This is a genomic window from Ensifer sp. R1-3, from assembly GCF_056739175.1.
Window position 1 is genome coordinate 3,586,959 of record NZ_CP096515.1, and the last position, 19,356, is coordinate 3,606,314.

22 protein-coding genes and 1 tRNA gene are annotated in these 19,356 nt (G+C 63.3%); 7 read left to right on the plus strand and 16 right to left on the minus strand.

Annotated elements, in window-relative coordinates; all coding sequences use genetic code 11:
• Window positions 1-67: 67 nt before the first annotated feature.
• The 3 genes from lysA to argH all read right to left on the minus strand — a co-directional run bounded on the left by lysA (window position 68) and on the right by argH (window position 3,150).
• Window positions 68-1,336: a diaminopimelate decarboxylase gene (gene lysA, locus M1D43_RS16965; RefSeq protein WP_028010987.1), complete on the minus strand. Its 1,269-nt coding sequence runs from the start codon at window positions 1,334-1,336 to the stop codon at window positions 68-70.
• Between the two features lie 14 nt (window positions 1,337-1,350).
• On the minus strand, window positions 1,351-1,551 hold the full coding sequence (gene lptM, locus M1D43_RS16970) for an LPS translocon maturation chaperone LptM (RefSeq protein ID WP_003527415.1): 201 nt from the start codon (window positions 1,549-1,551) through the stop codon (window positions 1,351-1,353).
• A gap of 195 nt (window positions 1,552-1,746) precedes the next feature.
• Window positions 1,747-3,150, minus strand: a complete 1,404-nt coding sequence (gene argH / locus M1D43_RS16975; RefSeq protein ID WP_153313470.1) for an argininosuccinate lyase — start codon at window positions 3,148-3,150, stop codon at window positions 1,747-1,749.
• Between the two features lie 25 nt (window positions 3,151-3,175).
• Here argH and tlpA point away from each other — a divergent pair, with 25 nt between their 5' ends.
• Window positions 3,176-3,850, plus strand: coding sequence for a thiol:disulfide interchange protein TlpA (tlpA, locus tag M1D43_RS16980; protein WP_028010988.1), 675 nt, complete (start codon window positions 3,176-3,178; stop codon window positions 3,848-3,850).
• A 37-nt stretch (window positions 3,851-3,887) separates the two neighbouring features.
• Here the strand turns inward: tlpA and M1D43_RS16985 are convergent, their stop codons facing one another.
• The 3 genes from M1D43_RS16985 to M1D43_RS16995 form a co-directional block, all read right to left on the minus strand.
• A complete protein-coding gene (locus tag M1D43_RS16985; RefSeq protein ID WP_010970098.1) occupies window positions 3,888-4,760 on the minus strand; it encodes a 3-hydroxybutyryl-CoA dehydrogenase in 873 nt (290 codons plus the stop codon).
• 143 nt (window positions 4,761-4,903) lie between these two features.
• Entirely contained in the window at window positions 4,904-5,833 is a 930-nt protein-coding gene (locus tag M1D43_RS16990) for an electron transfer flavoprotein subunit alpha/FixB family protein (RefSeq protein WP_028010989.1), read from the minus strand.
• Between the two features lie 116 nt (window positions 5,834-5,949).
• Window positions 5,950-6,699, minus strand: coding sequence for an electron transfer flavoprotein subunit beta/FixA family protein (locus M1D43_RS16995; RefSeq protein ID WP_010970096.1), 750 nt, complete (start codon window positions 6,697-6,699; stop codon window positions 5,950-5,952).
• Window positions 6,700-6,756: 57 nt separating this feature from the next.
• Here M1D43_RS16995 and M1D43_RS17000 point away from each other — a divergent pair, with 57 nt between their 5' ends.
• The gene (locus tag M1D43_RS17000; RefSeq protein ID WP_127517538.1) at window positions 6,757-6,963 is read left to right on the plus strand and encodes a hypothetical protein; all 207 of its coding nucleotides are present in this window, start codon (window positions 6,757-6,759) and stop codon (window positions 6,961-6,963) included.
• A 35-nt stretch (window positions 6,964-6,998) separates the two neighbouring features.
• Here M1D43_RS17000 and M1D43_RS17005 read toward each other — a convergent pair whose 3' ends face one another.
• The 4 genes from M1D43_RS17005 to M1D43_RS17020 are packed head-to-tail and all read right to left on the minus strand — an operon-like array spanning window position 6,999 to window position 9,485.
• Window positions 6,999-7,790: a rhomboid family intramembrane serine protease gene (locus tag M1D43_RS17005; protein WP_127598263.1), complete on the minus strand. Its 792-nt coding sequence runs from the start codon at window positions 7,788-7,790 to the stop codon at window positions 6,999-7,001.
• 38 nt (window positions 7,791-7,828) lie between these two features.
• Window positions 7,829-8,407: a cob(I)yrinic acid a,c-diamide adenosyltransferase gene (locus tag M1D43_RS17010; RefSeq protein ID WP_010970094.1), complete on the minus strand. Its 579-nt coding sequence runs from the start codon at window positions 8,405-8,407 to the stop codon at window positions 7,829-7,831.
• A 17-nt stretch (window positions 8,408-8,424) separates the two neighbouring features.
• Entirely contained in the window at window positions 8,425-8,628 is a 204-nt protein-coding gene (locus tag M1D43_RS17015) for a twin transmembrane helix small protein (protein WP_003533478.1), read from the minus strand.
• A 23-nt stretch (window positions 8,629-8,651) separates the two neighbouring features.
• Window positions 8,652-9,485 (minus strand): SDR family oxidoreductase, encoded by an 834-nt coding sequence (locus tag M1D43_RS17020; protein WP_003533481.1) that lies wholly within the window; start codon window positions 9,483-9,485, stop codon window positions 8,652-8,654.
• A gap of 170 nt (window positions 9,486-9,655) precedes the next feature.
• Between M1D43_RS17020 and M1D43_RS17025 the strand changes: the two genes are divergently transcribed.
• A complete protein-coding gene (locus M1D43_RS17025; RefSeq protein WP_010970093.1) occupies window positions 9,656-10,531 on the plus strand; it encodes a YihY/virulence factor BrkB family protein in 876 nt (291 codons plus the stop codon).
• Between the two features lie 18 nt (window positions 10,532-10,549).
• On the opposite strand, the gene gluQRS is transcribed toward M1D43_RS17025, so the two are convergent.
• A complete protein-coding gene (gene gluQRS, locus M1D43_RS17030) occupies window positions 10,550-11,446 on the minus strand; it encodes a tRNA glutamyl-Q(34) synthetase GluQRS (RefSeq protein ID WP_027990160.1) in 897 nt (298 codons plus the stop codon).
• Window positions 11,447-11,599: 153 nt separating this feature from the next.
• Here gluQRS and M1D43_RS17035 point away from each other — a divergent pair, with 153 nt between their 5' ends.
• Both M1D43_RS17035 and M1D43_RS17040 read left to right on the plus strand, forming a co-directional pair.
• Window positions 11,600-12,247 (plus strand): DNA-3-methyladenine glycosylase family protein, encoded by a 648-nt coding sequence (locus tag M1D43_RS17035; protein ID WP_027993538.1) that lies wholly within the window; start codon window positions 11,600-11,602, stop codon window positions 12,245-12,247.
• Window positions 12,248-12,352: 105 nt separating this feature from the next.
• The gene (locus M1D43_RS17040; protein ID WP_003533486.1) at window positions 12,353-12,910 is read left to right on the plus strand and encodes an HNH endonuclease; all 558 of its coding nucleotides are present in this window, start codon (window positions 12,353-12,355) and stop codon (window positions 12,908-12,910) included.
• A gap of 31 nt (window positions 12,911-12,941) precedes the next feature.
• Here M1D43_RS17040 and M1D43_RS17045 read toward each other — a convergent pair whose 3' ends face one another.
• Window positions 12,942-13,451, minus strand: a complete 510-nt coding sequence (locus M1D43_RS17045) for a disulfide bond formation protein B (RefSeq protein WP_003533487.1) — start codon at window positions 13,449-13,451, stop codon at window positions 12,942-12,944.
• A 318-nt stretch (window positions 13,452-13,769) separates the two neighbouring features.
• On the opposite strand from M1D43_RS17045, the gene M1D43_RS17050 reads away from it, so the two are divergent.
• A tRNA-Leu gene (locus M1D43_RS17050) sits at window positions 13,770-13,854 on the plus strand.
• A gap of 61 nt (window positions 13,855-13,915) precedes the next feature.
• On the opposite strand, the gene M1D43_RS17055 is transcribed toward M1D43_RS17050, so the two are convergent.
• Window positions 13,916-14,398: a GNAT family N-acetyltransferase gene (locus tag M1D43_RS17055; RefSeq protein ID WP_003533488.1), complete on the minus strand. Its 483-nt coding sequence runs from the start codon at window positions 14,396-14,398 to the stop codon at window positions 13,916-13,918.
• The gene (locus tag M1D43_RS17060) at window positions 14,398-14,682 is read right to left on the minus strand and encodes a type II toxin-antitoxin system TacA family antitoxin (protein ID WP_003533490.1); all 285 of its coding nucleotides are present in this window, start codon (window positions 14,680-14,682) and stop codon (window positions 14,398-14,400) included. The genes M1D43_RS17055 and M1D43_RS17060 overlap by 1 nt, the downstream gene beginning before the upstream one ends.
• A gap of 204 nt (window positions 14,683-14,886) precedes the next feature.
• Between M1D43_RS17060 and M1D43_RS17065 the strand changes: the two genes are divergently transcribed.
• Window positions 14,887-16,533, plus strand: a complete 1,647-nt coding sequence (locus M1D43_RS17065; protein ID WP_153314485.1) for an AMP-binding protein — start codon at window positions 14,887-14,889, stop codon at window positions 16,531-16,533.
• Window positions 16,534-16,548: 15 nt separating this feature from the next.
• Here the strand turns inward: M1D43_RS17065 and M1D43_RS17070 are convergent, their stop codons facing one another.
• Together M1D43_RS17070 and M1D43_RS17075 are read right to left on the minus strand one after the other, a co-directional pair.
• Entirely contained in the window at window positions 16,549-17,820 is a 1,272-nt protein-coding gene (locus M1D43_RS17070) for a GNAT family N-acetyltransferase (RefSeq protein WP_010970087.1), read from the minus strand.
• Between the two features lie 3 nt (window positions 17,821-17,823).
• Window positions 17,824-19,212 carry a lipopolysaccharide biosynthesis protein gene (locus M1D43_RS17075; protein ID WP_192923480.1) on the minus strand — a complete coding sequence of 463 codons (1,389 nt, stop codon included), beginning with the start codon at window positions 19,210-19,212 and terminating at the stop codon, window positions 17,824-17,826.
• Window positions 19,213-19,356: the final 144 nt, after the last annotated feature.

The window sequence follows — 19,356 nt, forward strand, 5'->3', positions numbered from 1 at the left end:
GAGGGCGGCCCGTAAAACAATGCGTGATCGCCGCCGGCAACCCCGATCGTGAACGCGTCGCTGGAGCTCAGTCGAGCCAGTCCGGCACCGAGTCGAGGCCGATCAGCTCGTCGTAGTCCCGGCGCGGGCGGATCACGTGGAAACGATCGCCCTTGACGAGCACCTCGGGCACCAGCAGGCGGCTGTTATAGGTTCCCGCCTGTACGGCACCGTAGGCGCCCGCCGAGCCGATCGCGAAAAGATCGCCGGGCTTCGGCATCGCCATCTCCCGGTCGAGCGCCAGATAGTCGCCGGTCTCGCAGACCGGCCCGACGACATCGGCCTTGATGCGCGGCGCGCTTGCGGCGGAAATCTTCACCGGCCGTATCTCGTGATAGGCCTCGTAGAGCGTCGGTCGGATGAGATCGTTCATCGCTCCATCGACGATGACGAAGGTCTTGTCGCCGCCGTCCTTCACATAGACCACTTCGGTCACGAGAATGCCGGCATTGCCGACGATCAGCCTGCCCGGTTCGGTGACGATCTTGCAGTCGAGGCCCTTGAGCTGGTTCTTGACGATATCGGCATAGGCGTCCGGCAACGGCGGCGGATTGTTGTCTTCACGGTAGGGAATGCCGAGACCGCCGCCGATATCGACGTGCTCGATGACATGCCCGTCGGATCGCAGCGTATCGACCAGTTCGCGCAACAGCTTGAAGGCATCGTCGAAGGGCTGCAGCTCGGTGATCTGGCTGCCGATATGCATGTCGATCCCGGTCACTTCGATGCCGGGAAGCTCGGCGGCATGAGCGTAGACGCTACGTGCCCGCTCCCAGGAAATGCCGAACTTGTTTTCCTTCTTGCCGGTCGAGATCTTCGCATGGGTGCGGGCATCGACGTCGGGATTGATGCGGAAGGAAACCGGCGCTCGTCTGCCGGCGCGAACGGCCCTCTGGTTCAGGACCTCCAACTCCGGCTCGGATTCGACATTGAAGCAATAGATGCCTGCCTCGAGAGCAAAATCCATCTCGCGCGCGGTCTTGCCGACGCCCGAGAACATGATCCGGCTTGCCGGAATGCCCGCTGCAAGCGCGCGGCGCAGTTCGCCCTCGGACACGACGTCCAGGCCTGCGCCGAGACGGCCGAGGGTTTTCAGCACGGCCTGGTTTGAATTGGCCTTCATCGCATAGCAGACCATGGCGTCCACATCGGCAAAGGCTTGCGAAAAGACCTTGTAATGGCGCTCCAGCGTGGCGGTGGAATAACAGTAGAACGGCGTGCCGACGGCGCGCGCGATCTCGGTCAGGGGCACGTCTTCGGCGTAAAGAATTCCGTCGCGGTATTGGAAATGGTTCACGGTCTTTCCTCGGCTCAGAGGAGGGGGTCAAGCAGGAATGGGCGGTCGTCGACGGTTTGCTTCGGCGCGACAGTACCGGCGGGCGTTTTCGTGTTGATCGGTGTGCTGGCTCCCGGCCGGTCGAGGTCGCCCTTACGCCCGCAGCCGGCGAGAACCAGCCCCGGGATTGCCAGAAGAAGCGCGATTCGGGCGGCCTTCCTGAATGTCATCGTCATTTCCCTTTGCCGAAGCTGAGAGCCGGTTGATCTTGGGAGCGCGGGGGCGGCAGGAACCTGTTCCCTGTACCGCTCCGGTGCGATGTCTTACCGATTTTTCAGCGCCTTGTGCACCCTGTTTCTGCGAAGGGCAGGGAGCCTTGGAGCCGACGCATTTTCCCACGGAAAACCGTTACACACTTTTCCTGAAGCGCTCTAGGTGCGCGCCCGCCACCAGGCGATCTGCTTGCGGACCTCGGAGGGCGCAGTGCCGCCGAAACTGGTGCGGCTTGCCACGGAGGCCTCGACCGTCAGGACGCCGTAGACCTTGTCCGTTATCGCGGAATTGATCGCCTGCAGCTCGGCAAGCGAGAGGTCGGCGAGATCGCATCCCTTCTGTTCCGCAAGCGCGACGACGCGGCCGGTCACATGGTGGGCGTCGCGGAACGGAAGGCCCGCCTCGCGCACCAGCCAGTCGGCGAGATCGGTGGCTGTCGAGTAGCCGGAGCCTGCTGCGGCCTTCATCCGGTCGGCGCGTATCGTCACGTCGCGGATCATGCCGGTCATGGCCGCGATTGCGAGTTCGAGGCTCTCGGCCGCATCGAAGACTTGTTCCTTGTCTTCCTGCATGTCCTTGGAATAGGCGAGGGGCAGACCCTTCATCACCGTCAGAAGTGCAACCAGCGAGCCGTTGACCCGGCCGGTCTTGGCGCGCACGAGTTCGGCCGCATCCGGGTTCTTCTTCTGCGGCATGATCGACGAACCGGTCGAAAAGGCGTCCGACAGGCGGATGAAGCCGAATTGCGGCGTCGACCAGATGACGATTTCTTCCGCGAGCCGCGACAGATGGGTCGCCGCGATCGCGGCGATCGACAGGAATTCAAGCGCGAAGTCGCGGTCGGAGACGGTGTCGATGGAATTGCGCGTCGGCTCGCGGAAGCCGAGCGCCTTGGCGGTCATGTGCCGGTCGATGGGGAAGCCGGTGCCGGCAAGCGCGGCTGCGCCGATCGGGCTTTCGTCCATGTGCTCGATCGCGTGGCGAACGCGCGCGCGGTCGCGGCCGAACATTTCCACATAGGCCATGCAGTGATGCCCGAAGGTGACCGGCTGCGCCGTTTGCAAATGGGTGAAGCCGGGCATTACCGTTTCGGCATGCTCCTCGGCGCGGTCGAGAAAGGCAGCGATGAGCCCGGTCAGCGCCTTCTCGGTCTTCTGCAGCTCCTCTTTGACCCACAGGCGGAAATCGAGCGCGACCTGGTCGTTGCGCGAGCGCGCCGTGTGGAGGCGCCCGGCGGCCGGGCCGATGAGGGCCGCCAGCCGCGCCTCGATGTTCATGTGGATGTCTTCCAGCCGGCGCGAGAATTCGAATGCGCCGCTGTCGATCTCTGACAGGATCGTGTCGAGGCCGTGAACGATCTTGTCTTTGTCTTCGGCGGAAATGATGCCTTGATGCGCCAGCATCGTCGCATGCGCTATTGAGCCGCGGATGTCCTGGGCATAGAGCTTCTTGTCGAAGCCGATCGAGGCATTTATCTCCTCCATGATCGCGTCCGGGCCCGAGGCGAAGCGACCGCCCCACATCTGGTTGGAGGATTTCGTCTCGGAACTGCCGTCAGCCATCAGGATGCCCGCCTTGGAGAATGAAATGCCAGACCAGAAGAAACGCCCTCCGGCCCTAAAATTGTTCGCGCTCGCCGCCCTTCTGGGCGTGATCGCCGGTGCGGCTGCGGTATACGTGAAGGAGACGGGGTCTGGCAATGGCGGCGTCACGCCGACGGCCGATGCGAGCTGCCCGCTTGCCGGGCAAAAGGTGGCTTCGCTCACCCCGCTGATGCGCGGCCAGGTGGCGGCGATGACGCCGGCGGACAACGCGCGCCCGATCGGCGGCCTCGATTTCGCAGGTCCCGACGGCAAGCCGCTGACGCTTGCCGCCTTTGCCGGCAAGACCGTTCTGGTCAACCTCTGGGCCACCTGGTGCGTGCCTTGCCGGGAGGAGATGCCGGCGCTCAACGCCCTGCAACAGACGCTCGGGGGCGACCGTTTCGAGGTGGTCGCAATCAACATCGACACCGGTGCCGACGACAAGCCGAAGGCGTTCCTCGACGAGGTCGGCGTTCATGCACTCGGCTACTACCGCGATGCCTCGATGGGGGTTTTCAACACGCTCAAGAAGGAGGGGCTCGCCTTCGGCCTTCCCGCTACCTTGCTTCTCGACGAAAAGGGCTGCCTTCTGGGGTCGATGAACGGACCGGCCGTATGGGACAGCGATGATGCGAAGAACCTGATCGAGGCGGCGTTGGCTCCGCCTGCGGGGAGTTGAGGGATCGCCGCAGGAGCCTTCCGCCTTGCCTGAAAGGTCAGCGCGTCGGTACGGGCACCTCGCCCCGGTAGTCGTAGAAGCCGCGGCCGGACTTGCGGCCGAGCCAACCGGCTTCGACATATTTTACGAGCAGCGGACAGGGGCGATACTTTGAATCCGCCAGGCCGTCATGCAGCACCTGCATGATCGACAGGCAGGTGTCGAGACCGATGAAGTCGGCGAGCTGCAACGGGCCCATCGGATGATTGGCGCCGAGCTTCATGGCCGTGTCGATGGCATCGACGGTGCCGACGCCTTCATAGAGCGTGTAGATCGCCTCGTTGATCATCGGCAGCAGGATGCGGTTGACGATGAAGGCCGGAAAATCTTCGGCGACGGTGACGGTCTTGTCGAGATGCGCGACGAATTCCTTTGCCGCCTTGAAGGTCTCTTCCTCCGTGGCGATACCGCGTACGAGCTCCACCAGCTTCATCACCGGGACCGGGTTCATGAAGTGGATGCCCATGAACCGTTCGGGACGATCGGTCGCGGAGGCGAGCCGGGTGATGGACAGGGACGATGTGTTGGTCGCCAGGATAGCGTCCGGCCTCATGACCGGGCAGACCTGACCGTAGATCTTGCGCTTGACGGTTTCGTCTTCGGTGACCGCCTCGATGACGAGATCGGCCTGCGCGAGGTCGTTGATGTCGCCTGAGCCCTTGATCAGGGAAAGCGCCCGCTTGCGGTCCTCGTCGCTCATCTTGCCGGAGGAGACCTGCCGGGCGAGATTGCCGTTGATGGTGGCAAGTCCCGCCTCGATGCGGTCCGCAGCGATATCGTAGAGCTGAACCTTATATCCGGCGGCTGCCGAAACATGGGCAATGCCGCAGCCCATCTGTCCTGCGCCGATAATTCCCACCGTCTTGATCATTGAAGCGAACACCCATGTTCAACAGGTTGCGGCAATGACGCTGCCGCAGATGCAAAAATACCGGACCGGCAGGGCCGGCCCGGTATGATTGTTAATGCCATGCCGGCACTTTTTCCAGCTTTTTCGTGCCGGTAGCCGGTGCGTCAAAGCGCCTTTTCGAGTTCCGGCAAGACTTCGAAGAGATCGGCGACGAGGCCGTAGTCGGCGACCTGGAAGATCGGCGCTTCCTCGTCCTTGTTGATGGCGACGATCACCTTGCTGTCCTTCATGCCGGCGAGGTGCTGGATCGCACCGGAAATGCCGCAGGCGATGTAGAGATCCGGGGCGACCACCTTGCCGGTCTGGCCGACCTGCCAGTCGTTCGGCGCATAGCCGGCATCGACGGCGGCGCGGGAGGCACCGACGGCGGCGCCGAGCTTGTCGGCAACCGGCAGGATGACTTCCTTGAACTTCTCCGAGGAGCCGAGCGCCCGACCGCCGGAGATGATGATCTTCGCCGAGGTCAGTTCCGGCCGGTCGGACGACGACAGGGCATCGGAAACATGGGCGGAAAGGCCCGGATTCGCCGCGGCGGCCACCGTCTCGACCGGTGCCGAGCCGCCTTCTTGAGCGGCGGCAAAGGAGGCGGTGCGCACGGTGATCACCTTCTTCGGCTCGCTCGTCTGCACCGTCTGGATGGCGTTGCCGGCATAGATCGGCCGCCGGTACGTGTCAGCCGAGACGACCTCGATGATCTCCGAAACCTGGGCGACATCGAGAAGGGCTGCGACCCGCGGCATGACGTTCTTGCCGACCGAGGTGGCGGCGGCAACGACGGTGTCGTAATTGCCGGCGAGCGAAACGATCAGGGCCGCCAGCGGCTCGGCGAGATTGTTGGCGAGCGAGGCGTCCTCGGCGACCAGCACCTTGGCGACGCCCGAGAGCTTGGAGGCTTGTTCGGCGATGCCTTTGACGTTCTGACCGGCAACCAGCACATGCACGTCGCCGCCGATCTTCGCTGCCGCCGTCAGTGCCTTCGCCGTCTGGTCGGAAAGGTGGCTGTTGTCGTGGTCAGCCAGAAGCAGAATGGCCATGGTAGAATTCTCCCTTTCGATTGAGCTCAACGATCCGTTCCGGATCGGAGCTCATGAGTCTGAAGTGGTTCATGCGTTTGTCCGGAAACCGGTATCCACTTTCCGGACGCATGAACTTAAAGCACGCCGGCTTCGGTCTTGAGCTTCTCGACGAGCTCGGCGACCGTCTTCACCTTGACGCCGGCCTTGCGGCCGGACGGCTCTTCCGTCTTCAAGACTTTCAGCCGCGGGCTGGTGTCGACGCCGAAGTCGGCCGGGGTCTTCTTGTCGAGCGGCTTCTTCTTCGCCTTCATGATGTTCGGCAGCGAGGCATAGCGCGGTTCGTTGAGCCTGAGATCGGTGGTGACCACCGCCGGCAGCTTCAGTTCGACCGTCTGCAGGCCGCCGTCGACCTCGCGGGTGACGTTGACCTTGCCGTCACCGATCTCGACCTTGGAGGCAAAGGTGCCCTGGGCCCAGCCGAGCAATGCCGACAGCATCTGGCCGGTCTGGTTGGAATCGTCGTCGATCGCCTGCTTGCCGACGATGATCAGCCCCGGCTGTTCGGCCTCGGCCACGCCCTTGACGATCTTGGCGACGGCGAGCGGCTCGACCTGGTCTTCCGTCTCGACCAGGATCGCCCGGTCGGCGCCCATGGCGAGCGCGGTCCTGAGCGTCTCTTCCGCCTTGGCCGGGCCGATCGACACGACCACCACTTCACTCGCCTTGCCGGCTTCCTTCAGCCGCAGCGCCTCTTCGACCGAGATCTCGTCGAACGGGTTCATCGACATCTTCACATTGGCAAGCTCGACGCCCGATCCATCCGCTTTGACCCGGATCTTGACGTTGTAGTCGACCACCCGTTTCACCGTCACAAGTATTTTCATGGATTCTTTCCCTCCAAGAACGTTCGCAGGAAAATGCGCCTTAACAAGGCGGCCTGATTGTCGGTTGGCGACATCGATACGCGTTTTTGCTCCATAGACAAGCCGTTCTTGACGCTAAATCGCGATGAACCAACGCCAATTCGATATGACCGCGCTTATTCGTACTTACGTTTACGTACAGGTAAAAAAATCCGCTGGCAAGCAGAGCCGCAAGGCCGGCTTCTCTCGGGTATCGCCGCCAACGAAGCGCGTGCAATCCATTGAAAACTTGACGTTAATTTCTCGACCTTGCCTCGAGTTCAAGTCGGTCGGCCCCAATGCGGAGCGGGCTTGGAAGCTCCGGCGGCCACAGGCGGTGTCTCTTCAGGCGTTCTCTCCCGGTGCTCGACGGCGCGTGGAGTGACGATTGTGCGATCGAACAGCGGCACACCGGGGCGTCGCAAAAGGACCACGAGCACAAGGCCCGCTACGATCCCGCCGACATGCGCGCTCCAGGAAACGCCGCCGCCGGGATCGGCCAGGAACATGAAAAACTGCTGGCCGATCCAGAAGGCGAGCGGAATGGCGGCGGGGAGCGGCAGGGGGATGCGGAAAAGCACGAGCACCCAGACCCGCACCTTCGGGTGCAGGAGGAAATAGGCGGCCACGACGCCGGATATGGCGCCGGAGGCGCCGATCAGCGGCGCCTCCGAGGCCGGCTCGAGGAGCCCATGGGCCAGCGCTCCGGCGGCCGCGCACAGAAGATAGAACACGAGAAAACGGAAATGCCCGAGCGCGTCCTCGACATTGTCGCCGAAGACCCAGAGGAAAAGCATGTTCATGGCGAGATGCATGAAATCGCCATGCAGAAAGGAGTAGGTGACGAAGGTGAATTCGTCCGGAACGATCACCAGCGAGGGATCGAGGTCGGCATAATCGAAGATGATCGCGGGGATATAGCCTAGCCCGAGGATCGCAGCATTGGCGAAATCCTCGGTTGCGACGGGCCCGATAGCGAGCCAGGCAACGAAATCGATGACGATCAGCGTGATCGTCACATACTGCATCCTTATGTGCTTCAGCTCGTTCCTGTCATGCAGCGGTATGAACATGTGATCCCCGAGACGACACGCGCCGAAACAAAAATACGTTATCTGTTGTTGCCGGGGACCCAAAGGACGTCGGCGCGCCCCTTGTCATTTGCCCAGCGGGCCGCGACGAACAGGAAATCCGAAAGGCGGTTGACATAGGCAATCGCCTCCGTGCTGACGGCCTCGCCTTCCATCGATGCGAGTGCGACCATTTGCCTTTCGGCGCGCCGCGCCACGGTACGGGCCACATGGAGGGCGGCCGAAGCGGCGCTGCCGGCCGGCAGGACGAAGGAGCGCAGCGGTTCGAGGTCGGCATTCAGCCGGTCGATCTCCCGTTCGAGGCGCTCGACCTGGGCAGCGACGATGCGAAGCGGCTCGTATTCGGGCTTCTCGCCCGTGTCCGGTGTGGCGAGATCGGCGCCGAGATCGAAGAGATCGTTCTGGACGCGCATGAGCATCGCGTCCAGATCCGGGATCGCATCCGTGTGCTGGCGGGCGAGGCCCACAAAGGCATTCGCCTCGTCTATCGCGCCGTAGGCCTCGACCCTGAGATCACTTTTCAGGCGCCGCGGGCCGGAGACGAGGCCGGTCGTGCCGTTGTCGCCGGTCCGGGTGTAGATCTTGTTCAATTTTACCATGATGCTGTCGCTTTACCTCAGCTCGGGCGGCCGCCGCCGGTCACCCAGAGCGTCAGCATGATCAGCACGATGGCGACGGCCTGGAACAGCACGCGGGCCTGCATGAGTTTGTTGGAGGTGTTGCCGCTGCCGCCCTTGGCCATGTTGAGCAGGCCGCGGATCAGCACGATCGCTACCAGGCCCATGACGAGCAGGGTCAGACCGGTAAGGAAGCTGTTCATGGCGTAAATCCTTGTGGGTTCGGTCAGCCGAGGCGACCGATGATGCGATAGAACAGTGCCGCCGGCAGGAGCTTTTTGAGAAGCGCTCCCTGCCTGGCCGGCCTTGTCACTATATAATGCGGCCTCGGACGGCGTGCCGTCAAAGCGTGTTTCAGTGCAGCGTAAACGGCGTCGGGGCCGAGCTTGCCGGGTGCCGGTTTGCTCTCGCCGCGCAGGCGCCGCATCTGCCGCTCGTATTCCGCACGATGGACGGAATTCTCAAGATCGATGAACCGCTCGATATAGGCGATCGCATTGGTCGTGAATTTCGAGGCGATCGGACCGGGCTCGATCAGGCTCACGCCGATGCCGCTGCCGGCGAGCTCCATCCTCAATGTGAGCGAGAGCGCCTCGAGCGCGAACTTCGAGGCATTGTAGGCACCGCGCCAGCGATAGGGCACGAGGCCGAGAATGGAGGAGCACTGGACGATGCGGCCATGCCCGCGGGCGCGCATCGCCGGGATGACGCGCCGCGTCAGGTCGTGCCAGCCGATGACGTTGGTTTCGAGCTGGAGCCGCAAGGCCTCCGTCGGCAGGTCCTCCACCGCGCCGGCCTGGCCGTAGGCGCCATTGTTGAAAAGCGCATCGATCCGTCCGCCGCTCAGCGCCATCACGGCTTCCACCAGCGCGGCAATCGTCTCCGGCCGGGTATAGTCCATGATGAAGGTCTCGATGCCTTCGGCCTCCAGCGGTGCCTGATCCTCCGGCCGGCGCACGGTCGCGAAGACCCGCCAGCCGTCCCGCTGCAGCGCCCGGGCGCAATAGGCCCCGATGCCTGAGGAGCAACCGGTGACGATGATGGTGGGGCGATCCGGCATCCACGCGATTCCTGTAGAAATCCAAGCCCCATTTCCCATATTCATCGTTGGGATACAATTGAATTGCAAAGGCGATGGCTGGGACCCGAACGTGACGTCAAGGCCGGTCGCAGGTGCCGCGCCGGCTGGTCCTCATCAGGAGCGGGATTGGTGAAAGAGTGGGAGACGGAATGCCGGCATTCGTTCGCATCATCTGGAAGGTCGTGTTCGATGCGCTCTGGCATTTCAGCGAGGACGATGGCTGGGCGATGGCCAGTCACGTAGCGCTTTCTTCCCTGATGGCCGTCTTTCCCTTTCTGATCTTCGGCACCGCGCTCGCCAGTTTCCTGGGCGCCGATCAGTTCGCGCAGACGGCAGTCCATCTGATCTTCGACACCTGGCCGGAATCGATCGCCAAGCCGGTCGCCGACGAAGTCGTGCGCGTATTGACCATCCCGCGCGGCAGCCTGCTTACGATCTCCGTTCTTGCTGCAGCCTATTTCGCCTCGAACGGTGTCGAAGCATTGAGGATCGCGCTCAATCGCGCCTACAGAGTTGCCGAAAGCCGCTACTGGTATGTGACGCGGCTCGCGAGCCTCGGCTTCGTGCTCGGCGCCGTGCTCATTCTGGCCGCCCTCAGCATTCTTCTGGTCGCGGTGCCTCTGGCGGTCCGCAATGCGGATCAGTGGTTCCCCTGGCTGGATGCGCTGATGGCGGCGGTGGACGATTGGGGCTTGCCGCTGACGCTGACCATGCTGACGGCAGGCTTGCTCGTCGCCCATCTGTGGCTGCCGGCCGGCCACCGCAACGTCGTAGACGTGCTGCCCGGCATCTTCCTCACGCTCGTGCTGTGGTCGGTGGGCGCCTACGCCTTCGCCTCCTATATCGCGAATTTTTCCAACTACGTGACGACCTATGCCGGGCTCGCTTCCATCATGATCGTCCTGGTCTTCCTCTACATGCTTGGCGCGATCTTCATCATCGGTGCGGAAATCAACGCCGCCATCCTGAAATACAAGGTGAAGCTCATGGTCAGGCGCAGTTTTCAGGGAGGCCGAGGAGAGTAAGGACGCGGATTCCTCTCCTCATCGCTCGCCAAGAACCATCGCCCTGACATCCGCAGGCCTGTGCCCGGCGGCTCGGAAGGCGGCAATGCCCGTGTCGCTGTCGCTCTTCGACAGTTTCCGGCCGTCCGGTCCGAGCACGAGCCGATGATGGTGATAGACCGGCTGCGGCAGATCGAGGAGCCTCTGCAGCAGGCGATGCACCGATGTCGCGTGGTAAAGGTCGCGGCCGCGCACGACGTGGGTGATGCCCTGCAGGGCATCGTCGACCACGACCGAGAGATGATAGCTCGACGGCGCATCCGAACGCGACAGGATGACATCGCCCCAGGCGGCCGGATCGGCGACGATCGACGCGGCTTCGCCCGATTGGCTCAACTCCGTTTCCCGCCACGTGAGTGGCCCGCCCGCGCACCGCACGGCCTCTCCCATGTCGAGACGCCAGGCATAGGGTCGGCCGCTCGCCAGGAGAGCCGCCTGCTCGTCCGGCGTGAAGCCGCGCTCGCGGCCGGGATAGAGCGGTGTTCCGTCCGGATCGCGCGGCCACGCTTGCCCCTTTGCCTCCGCCGCGGCCACCGCCGCCCGTATTTCACCGCGCGTCATCACGGCGGGATAGACGAGACCCATCGCTTTCAAGCGCTCGAGCGCAGCGGCATAGACGCCGAGATGTTCGGATTGGCGCCGCACCGGCTCTTCCCAATCGAGGCCGAGCCAGGCGAGGTCCTCGAAGATCGCGGCCTCGAATTCCGGCCGGCAGCGCGTCCGGTCGATATCCTCGATCCTCAACAGGAAACGGCCGCCCATGGCTGCCGCCATGTCGTGATTGAGGATCGCCGATAGGGCGTGGCCGAGATGCAGGAGACCGTTCGGACTCGGCGCGAAACGAAAAACCGGTTGTTCTGGTCGTGAAATCGGCATTCTTTTCCTTTGCCATGGAAGCGTTGTAAAGATCACCCGCTTTCTACAGGGCCGTGTGCGTGTCAGACGCAAGGGGACGCTGCAGCACTTTGGTTTTGCTGCAAGTGTCCTTCAATCGGCGGCGATTCAAGGACACTTTCAGTGGGAGGATGCATGCGGATTATCCGGACACACGAGGATATAGAGGCCGGTCTTGCCGGTCTGGTGATGCTCGATGCCCGGCTCGAACACGTCATCGACAAGGCGGGGCCGGTACCCTTGAGGCGCACCGACCCCGGTTATCGCGGCCTCGCCAACATAATCGTCTCCCAGATGGTTTCGAAGGCGAGCGCGGCGGCGATCTGGAACCGGATGGAGGCCTCGCTCGGCGAGATCACCGCAGACGCGGTGCTTGCGCTCGACGACGACGATTGCCGACGCTTCGGTTTGTCCCGGGCCAAGGCCGATACGCTGAGAAGGGTCGCCGCTGCCGCGACCGCGGGCGAGATCGATCTCGACGCCATCTGCAACGCGGAAGCGGTTAAGGCAATTCACGAACTGACGGCGATCAAGGGTATCGGCCGCTGGACCGCCGAAGTCTATCTGCTCTTCTGCGCCGGCCATCCGGATGTGTTCCCGGCCGGCGATGTCGCCCTGCAGAATGCCATCGGCCATGCGCTCGGGCTCGAACTGCGACCGACGGCAAGCGAGGTCGATTCGCTCGCGGGCGGCTGGTCGCCATGGCGCAGTGTCGCCGCGCGGCTATTTTGGGCCTATTATGCGCAGGAAATGCGCCGCGATGCGCTTCCCGTGACGCCCTGAAGAAAAAAGCGGATCCTTTACTCCCTTTTCTTTGTGGCTTCACAATCCTGTCGCAACGCGCCTAATATAGAAGAGGCAGATGCCGAATCGCTCAGGAGAATACGCTTGACGATTGCAGTCTCACCTCAGGCCCTGCCGGCGCTCGTGTTGAACGCCGACTATAGGCCGCTGAGTTATTATCCCTTGTCGCTCTGGTCCTGGCAGGACGCGATCAAGGCGGTCTTTCTCGACCGTGTGACAATCCTCGCCGAATACGAACACTCCGTCTCGTCGCCGAGTTTCTCGATGCGGCTGCCGAGCGTCGTCTGTCTCAAGAGCTATGTCCAGCCGTCACGCCACCCGGCCTTTACCCGGTTCAACGTTTTCCTGCGGGATAAATTCGAGTGCCAGTACTGCGGCTCACCGGACGACCTGACCTTCGACCACGTGGTCCCGCGTGCCCATGGCGGCCAGACCACCTGGGAAAACGTCGTCGCCGCCTGTTCTCCGTGCAATCTGCGCAAGGGCAGCAAGCTGCCGAAGCAGGCAGGCATGTTCCCGCATCAGAAGCCCTATCATCCGACGGTCCAGGATCTGCACAATAACGGCCGGCTTTTTCCGCCGAACCATCTGCACGACAGCTGGATGGACTATCTCTACTGGGATGTCGAGCTGCAGCCGTAAGGGCGTCGGTGCCGCTGCCGGCGCTGCGGGCTTACGCCTTCAAGGCACCACGCAAAGCGATCGCTGCAAGAACGAGGCTCGCGATAACGTTCCAGCCTGCGAAAGAAAGCCCGAGCACGCGCATTGCCGCGTCGCTGCAGGAAGGCGCGTGTTTGGCGTCGAGATCGCCGAGCAGGTCGCCGACGTCGGGAGAGATGCCCTGGGCCGTGGTGGCGCAGGTCGAGGGTCCTTCCCAGAAATGCCACTCCGCGCCGGCATGATAGACGCCGAGGCCGGCGCCGACCAGCATCAGGATGCCGACGGCGAGCAGCAGCGTGCGCGTGGTCCAGGCGGGCAGCTTCAGGACACTGGCGAGGATGGCGAGAACCCCGAGCGGTATGCCGTAATAATAGGGATCGCGCTGGAGCAGGCAGAGCGCGCAGGGTATGTAGCCACCGATGTGCTCGAAGCCGAGCGCCCCACCGACGGTCGCCACCATGCCGATGGTGACGAGCACGGCGCAAAGAAACTGCCGGCGCTGAGCAAACGAAGCCTCGATCATGCACACCTCTCGCCGCGCGCAGAGCGGCGAACATGTCGCCCGGGCGCCCGTTAAATCGAATTCCGGCTTCTTAGGCAGGATTGCTCCCTCTGTAAATCGCCTCGTGCGTTCAACCGCTTGCACGCTTTTGTGATCGGCCGGAGCGGGGCGGAGAAGAACGGAAGCGGGTTTGTGCGCTTGCGGTTCCCCGGGGCGACCGCTGCCGTTCGTGCCGCATCGGACCAAATTCATGCGATCGACGAAAATCGCAAACTTCGCGGTTGACCGGCGCGAAAACGATCGTGTAAATCCCAAGCGCTGATATCACGCAAGCCTCTAGCCCCATTGGCGGAATTGGTAGACGCGCTCGACTCAAAATCGAGTTCCGAAAGGAGTGCTGGTTCGACTCCGGCATGGGGCACCATCCTGCTACCGCGACCTTTGCGCGTCTGTACGGAGAACGGCACAGACTTCGTGGAAGTGCTCTAACGGCGCTTGCCCTTGAGCGACAACACCAGCGTCATGGGATGGTTGGGTGAGCACTGGAAGCCGTAATGTTCGTAAAAGGCTTTCGCCTCGCCCGAGATGGCATGCACGAGCAAGCCCCGTATTCCCATGATGTCGGCCGCCTGCGAGGACCGCAGGACGGCATCTTGCAATAGCGCCGCGCCCAACCCTTTGCCCTGCCAGTCGCGGTCGATAGCAAGGCGACCGAGCACCGCCATCGGGATGGGATCCGGCATGTTGCGCCGGACAGAGCTCGGCGCGTCGGCCAGATCGAGGGCACCGGATGCAAGGCAGTAATAGCCGACCACGCGCCATTCTTCAGCGATAACATAGGTGCGCGACGCGCCACTGGCCTGATTAGCGTGCGCACGGCGGCGCAGCCAGTCATCGAGCGTGTCGTTGCCGCTCTGGAAAAGATCGAAGTCGTGGGCTTCACCAAGAGGCGTCGGCGCCGACAGCATCAGGACTGCCAGGGTTTCGGCGCATTCATCAGGCGTTCGAAGCCGTCGCCACTTGGCGGCTGGTCAAGAATGTCTAGGTAGTGCCGATAGCTGTGCTCATCGACCCGCACCAGCGTCTGATCGAGCAGCGTGTCTTCGGCCGCGCGGTAGGCTGCGTCGATCATAAAATCGGAGCGGGTCTTGCCGCGAATGCTCGCGGCGCGATCGATCACCTTGCGTATATCCTCTCGGATTCGCAGGTTGACGGGCTTCGCGTGGGTGTCAGTCGACGATTTCGTGGCCATGAAGGACTCCTTCCACGGCGCATGATAGCATATCCAGATACACAATGTGTATCCGCCCCGGCGAATTTTCGTGCGGGACGCTTCTGAAGCGCAGTGGAATCGTGATGAGGCCTGCGTCTGCTCCGCTTCCCCGTCGGCTGCCCCATTGAATTCGCCCGCCCGCAAATGTTAGCTGCGTTGCAGCAATCTCAGTGCAGCAGGCCCATGCTCCCGAAGATCGAAGACTACGACGAACTCTATCGCGAATTCCGCTGGCGGATCCCTGAGAGGTTCAATATCGGCGTGGCCGTCAGCGACGCCTGGGCCGCGCGTGATCCGGAGCGCATCTGTCTTCAGCATTTCAGCCCGGACGGCGCGCATCTTGCGCTGACCTATGGCGACTTCGCCGCGCGTTCGTCCGCCTTTGCCGGCGGGCTTGCCGCGCATGACGTGAGCCCCGGCGAACGCGTCGCCATCCTGCTGCCGCAGGGTTTCGAGGCGGCGATCGCCCATGCGGCGATCTATAAACTGGGCGCCATCGCGCTGCCGCTGGCACTGCTCTTCGGCGTCGAGGCGCTTGCCTATCGGCTGAAGGATGCGGGCGCGGCAGCAGTCGTCACCAATCGCTTCGGCTATGAGCGGCTTGCGGCGATCCGCGGCGAGCTGCCGGAACTTCGTCTGGTCGTCCTGGCCGAGGAGGACGAGAAGCCCGGCACGGTTCGTTTCCGCGATATCGCGGCAGGGCAGGGCCGCTTCGACCCCGCGGAGACGAAGCCGGACGATCCGGCGCTGATGATCTACACCTCGGGAACGACCGGACCGCCGAAGGGGGCATTGCACGGGCACCGCGTGCTGCTCGGCCATCTGCCGGGATTTCAGTTCCATCATCATTTCCTGCCACAGCCGGGCGACCGCATGTGGACGCCCGCCGACTGGGCCTGGGCAGGCGGTCTCCTGAACGCTCTGCTGCCGTCGCTTTTCTTCGGTGTGCCCGTGGTTTCCTCGCCTGCGCAGAAATTCGATGCCCATACGGCGTTCCGGATCATCGAAGAGATGAAGGTGCGCAACGCCTTCATCCCGCCGACGGCGCTCAGGCTCCTCAAATCCGTCGAGCGGCCGCGCGATCGCTACGCGCTCAAGCTCCGCACCGTCGGTTCGGCGGGAGAGGCGCTCGGGCGGGAGACCTTCGAATGGGCCAGGGCGGCGCTCGGCGTCGAGGTGAGCGAATTCTACGGCCAGACGGAATGCAATATCGTCATCTCCTCTGCGACCGATCTCGGCGTGACGAAGGCCGGCTCGATGGGCAAGGCGGCACCGGGTCATCAGGTCGCGATCATCGACGGCGAGGGGCGGGTGCTGCCGCCCGGCACGGTCGGGCAGGTGGCGATCAGGCGTCCCGATCCGGTGATGTTCCTCGGCTATTGGCGCAACGAAGAGGCGACCGAGACCAAGTTTATCGGCGACTGGATGACCACCGGCGACCAGGGCGTCATGGACGAAGAGGGCTATTTCACCTTTTTCGGCCGTGACGACGACGTCATCACGTCGTCAGGCTATCGCATCGGTCCGGGCGAGATCGAGGATTGTCTCGCCGGGCACCCGGACGTCCAGCTCGCCGCGGCCGTCGGCAAACCGGACCCGCTCCGGACCGAGATCGTCAAGGCCTATGTCGTGCTGAAACCCGGCGTCGCTGCCGGCGACGAGACCGCGGCAGGGATCCGCGCCTGGGTGAAGAACAGGCTGTCGATGCATGAATATCCGCGCGAGATCGCTTTCGTCGACAGCCTGCCTTTGACCACCTCGGGCAAGGTGATCCGCCGGCTTCTGCGGGAGAAGGCGGCGGCAGAGGCGCGCGCCGCGTCCGGCGGCTGACGGCCGGCTGCAAGATCAGCGGCCTGCCAGCGCCCGGATCTTTTCACGCAGCAGCCGGGCCATGTTTCGGGTATTGCGATAAAGATGGAGCTGCGCGGCGACCTGGCGCACGTCGCGGTCGCGGTTCTGTGCCAGCCCGATCACGAGCGTGCCCATTTCCTCCCGCTCCTGCCACAGGCGGCTCATCACCGGATGATCGGGCACCGCGCAGGAGTCGGAGCGGATGATATTGGCATCGTCGAGATGCCACTCCGTGAGCTCCGCGACAAGCAGCTTGCCCGGGGAGTATTTTGCGTAGCGCTCGTCATAGGCGGTCTTCCAGGCAAAGGCTTCGCCGGCCATCAGCAGAACGATGACGGTCGCGATCGCCTTGCCGTCCAGGTCGAGCGTGTGAATGCGCACGCTGTCAGCCTCGGCGAGATTGTTTACCGCTTCCCTCGCGAAAGCAGCGCGGAACCGGTCCATGATCATGGCGCTGCGTTCGCGGCCTTTCCAGCCGGACGCTTCGAGGACCAGGAACTCCTCCATGCGCAGGCGGATCTCATCGGGTTGGCGCGCGACATTGTAAACAAGCGCCCCCTGCTTCGCGAGATTGTTCCACTGCCGCTTCAGCTCCCTCAGGTGCTGGGAGCTCACGGCCTCGCGCAAATAGGTGGGGCCGTCCAGCAGGCTTTCGAGCATCGGCCGGCTGAATGTATCGGTCACCGTCAGCGGCAGATTTTCGCCGATCGCAACGGCACGGGCAAGCTGCGCAAATTTGCCGTTCAACCTGATATCCGGAAGCACGAGCACCGGCGGCAGGCCGGCGGAAGGTGCGGCCAGCGCTTCATAAAGATTGCTGATCGTTTCGGCCGCGTCCTCCGCATCGAGGAGAGGCGTGCCCAGCGGCCCGAAGGGATTGGACCAGGCGCGAATAATGGTCGCGCCGATCGAAAAACCCGGCTTTTCTATCGAGAACGGCATGAGAAAGCGGAGGCGGCTTCTCTGCTCGCTTTGGTCGCGGATGACCGCAAGCCGGATCACCCGGTCCTCGAGGCGCGGCATGGCGGGCGCGAGAAAGCGCCCGGTAAAGAAGACGTTCTGCTCGATGGCGCGATTGGAGAGAAAGTCGAGCTCCCGCTGCAGGTCGTATCCGGCTCTCGCCGGATAGACCGCGAGGTGCCGTCCGGGCCTTCCGACCATCAATGTCCGTTCGGACTGCAACGTATCGGGACCGGATTGCGCGAGGCCGCCAAGCAGGCGGTTGGCGCTGCCGTTCACGTCTGCGGGAAGGACATTGCCGATCATGGCTCAAATCGCCTCGTTCTTGTTGTTCATGCGCCCCGCGCCGGCAACGGCCAGCAGGGGAAAGCCGAAAGTGCGCCTGACGGCGAAATGCAGGATGGCTGCCTCCACGAACATCGCGCCCGCAGTGGCGGCAGCTGCGCCCGTCAGGCCGAAGACCGGGATGAGTGTCACGTTCAAGGCGATGTTGGCTCCGAGTGCAGCCGCATAGAGCAGGACGCAGAGCTTTTGCCGCCCCGCCATCGTGAGCAGCGTTTCGGCCGGCCCGACAAATGCCTTGGCGAGAATTCCCGTCAGCAGGATCGCCATCAAGGGGGCGCCGGTGGTGAAGGCCGGGCCAAACAGCGAAAGCAGCATGTTGCCGGCTGCGAGTACGCAGCCGCCGATCACCAGGGACGGCCAGAAGGACCAGCGCGCGCTTTCGACAGCGATTTCCGCCAGCTGCCGGCGGTCGCCTGCGGCCATTGCCGCGGAGAAACGCGGACCTGCCGCTGCCTTGACGGCGAACATGACGAAATGGACGAGTGCCATGGTCTTGGCCGCCGCAAAATAAACCGCCACATCGTCGGGTTTCAGATAGAGGCCCACGATGACGACGTCGGAATTGGTGAGCAGGAACCCGAAACCGTCGACCAAAAAAATGGGAAGGGAGACGCTGAGCCACCGCCCGAGCTCGATCTTCATCGGTCCGCGCACGTAATGGCGGCCGAGCCGCCATGCCATCGTCACGAATTGTCCGAGCGTGGTGACATAGGCCGCCGCCAGCGCAGCGCCCATGGCTGTCGTCGCGTCGCGCGGAAGCCCGGCGGCGATCGCGATGACCATGAAACCGAGGATCAGCAGCGGCCGCACGAGATAGGTCGGGCTCATCGCGACGATGGGCCAGCTATGCGCCCGCGCGGTGCCGTCCAGTACATCGCCGAGCGCGATCATCGGCAAGGTGAACAGGCCGAGATAGAGGGGAATCACATAGTAGCTTTCGATGGCGGAGCCGAAGAGCCAGAGGCCGGCTCCGCCGACGGCGGCGAGCACGGTCGCGGAAAGCATCGCAAAGACGCGCGCCGTCGTGGTCAGGCCGCGGATATTCGCAAGCGCGGCGGTCGTATGGTATTCCGGCAGAAAGCGGATCACGGTCGCATGGAAGCCGAGGCAGGACAGGTTTCCGAAGAGGACGACCAGCACCCAAACGAAAATGAAGATGCCGTATTCGAACTCGCCGACGAGGCGCGCAAGGACGATTTGCGAGACGAAGGCGATGGCTGCGCTGACGATGCGGATCAGAAAGGCGATGAGCGCCACGCGCTGTGCACGGTTCCTGGGATCGTCCCCCGCAAGAAGCGGCGCGAGGCCGTGCAGGAGACGAGGCAGGCGATATCTCAGCGCCGACGGCAGCATTCGTCCGGCCGATTGACATACCGCCATGAACACGAGGACACCCTGACATTACGCAATACTGGGCTTCACTTCTGTCAGATCAGCGTTAACAAAGGGTTCAGCACCCTCGCTTGAGAGCGGGGAAGCCGGGCTCTTGCCCGACTT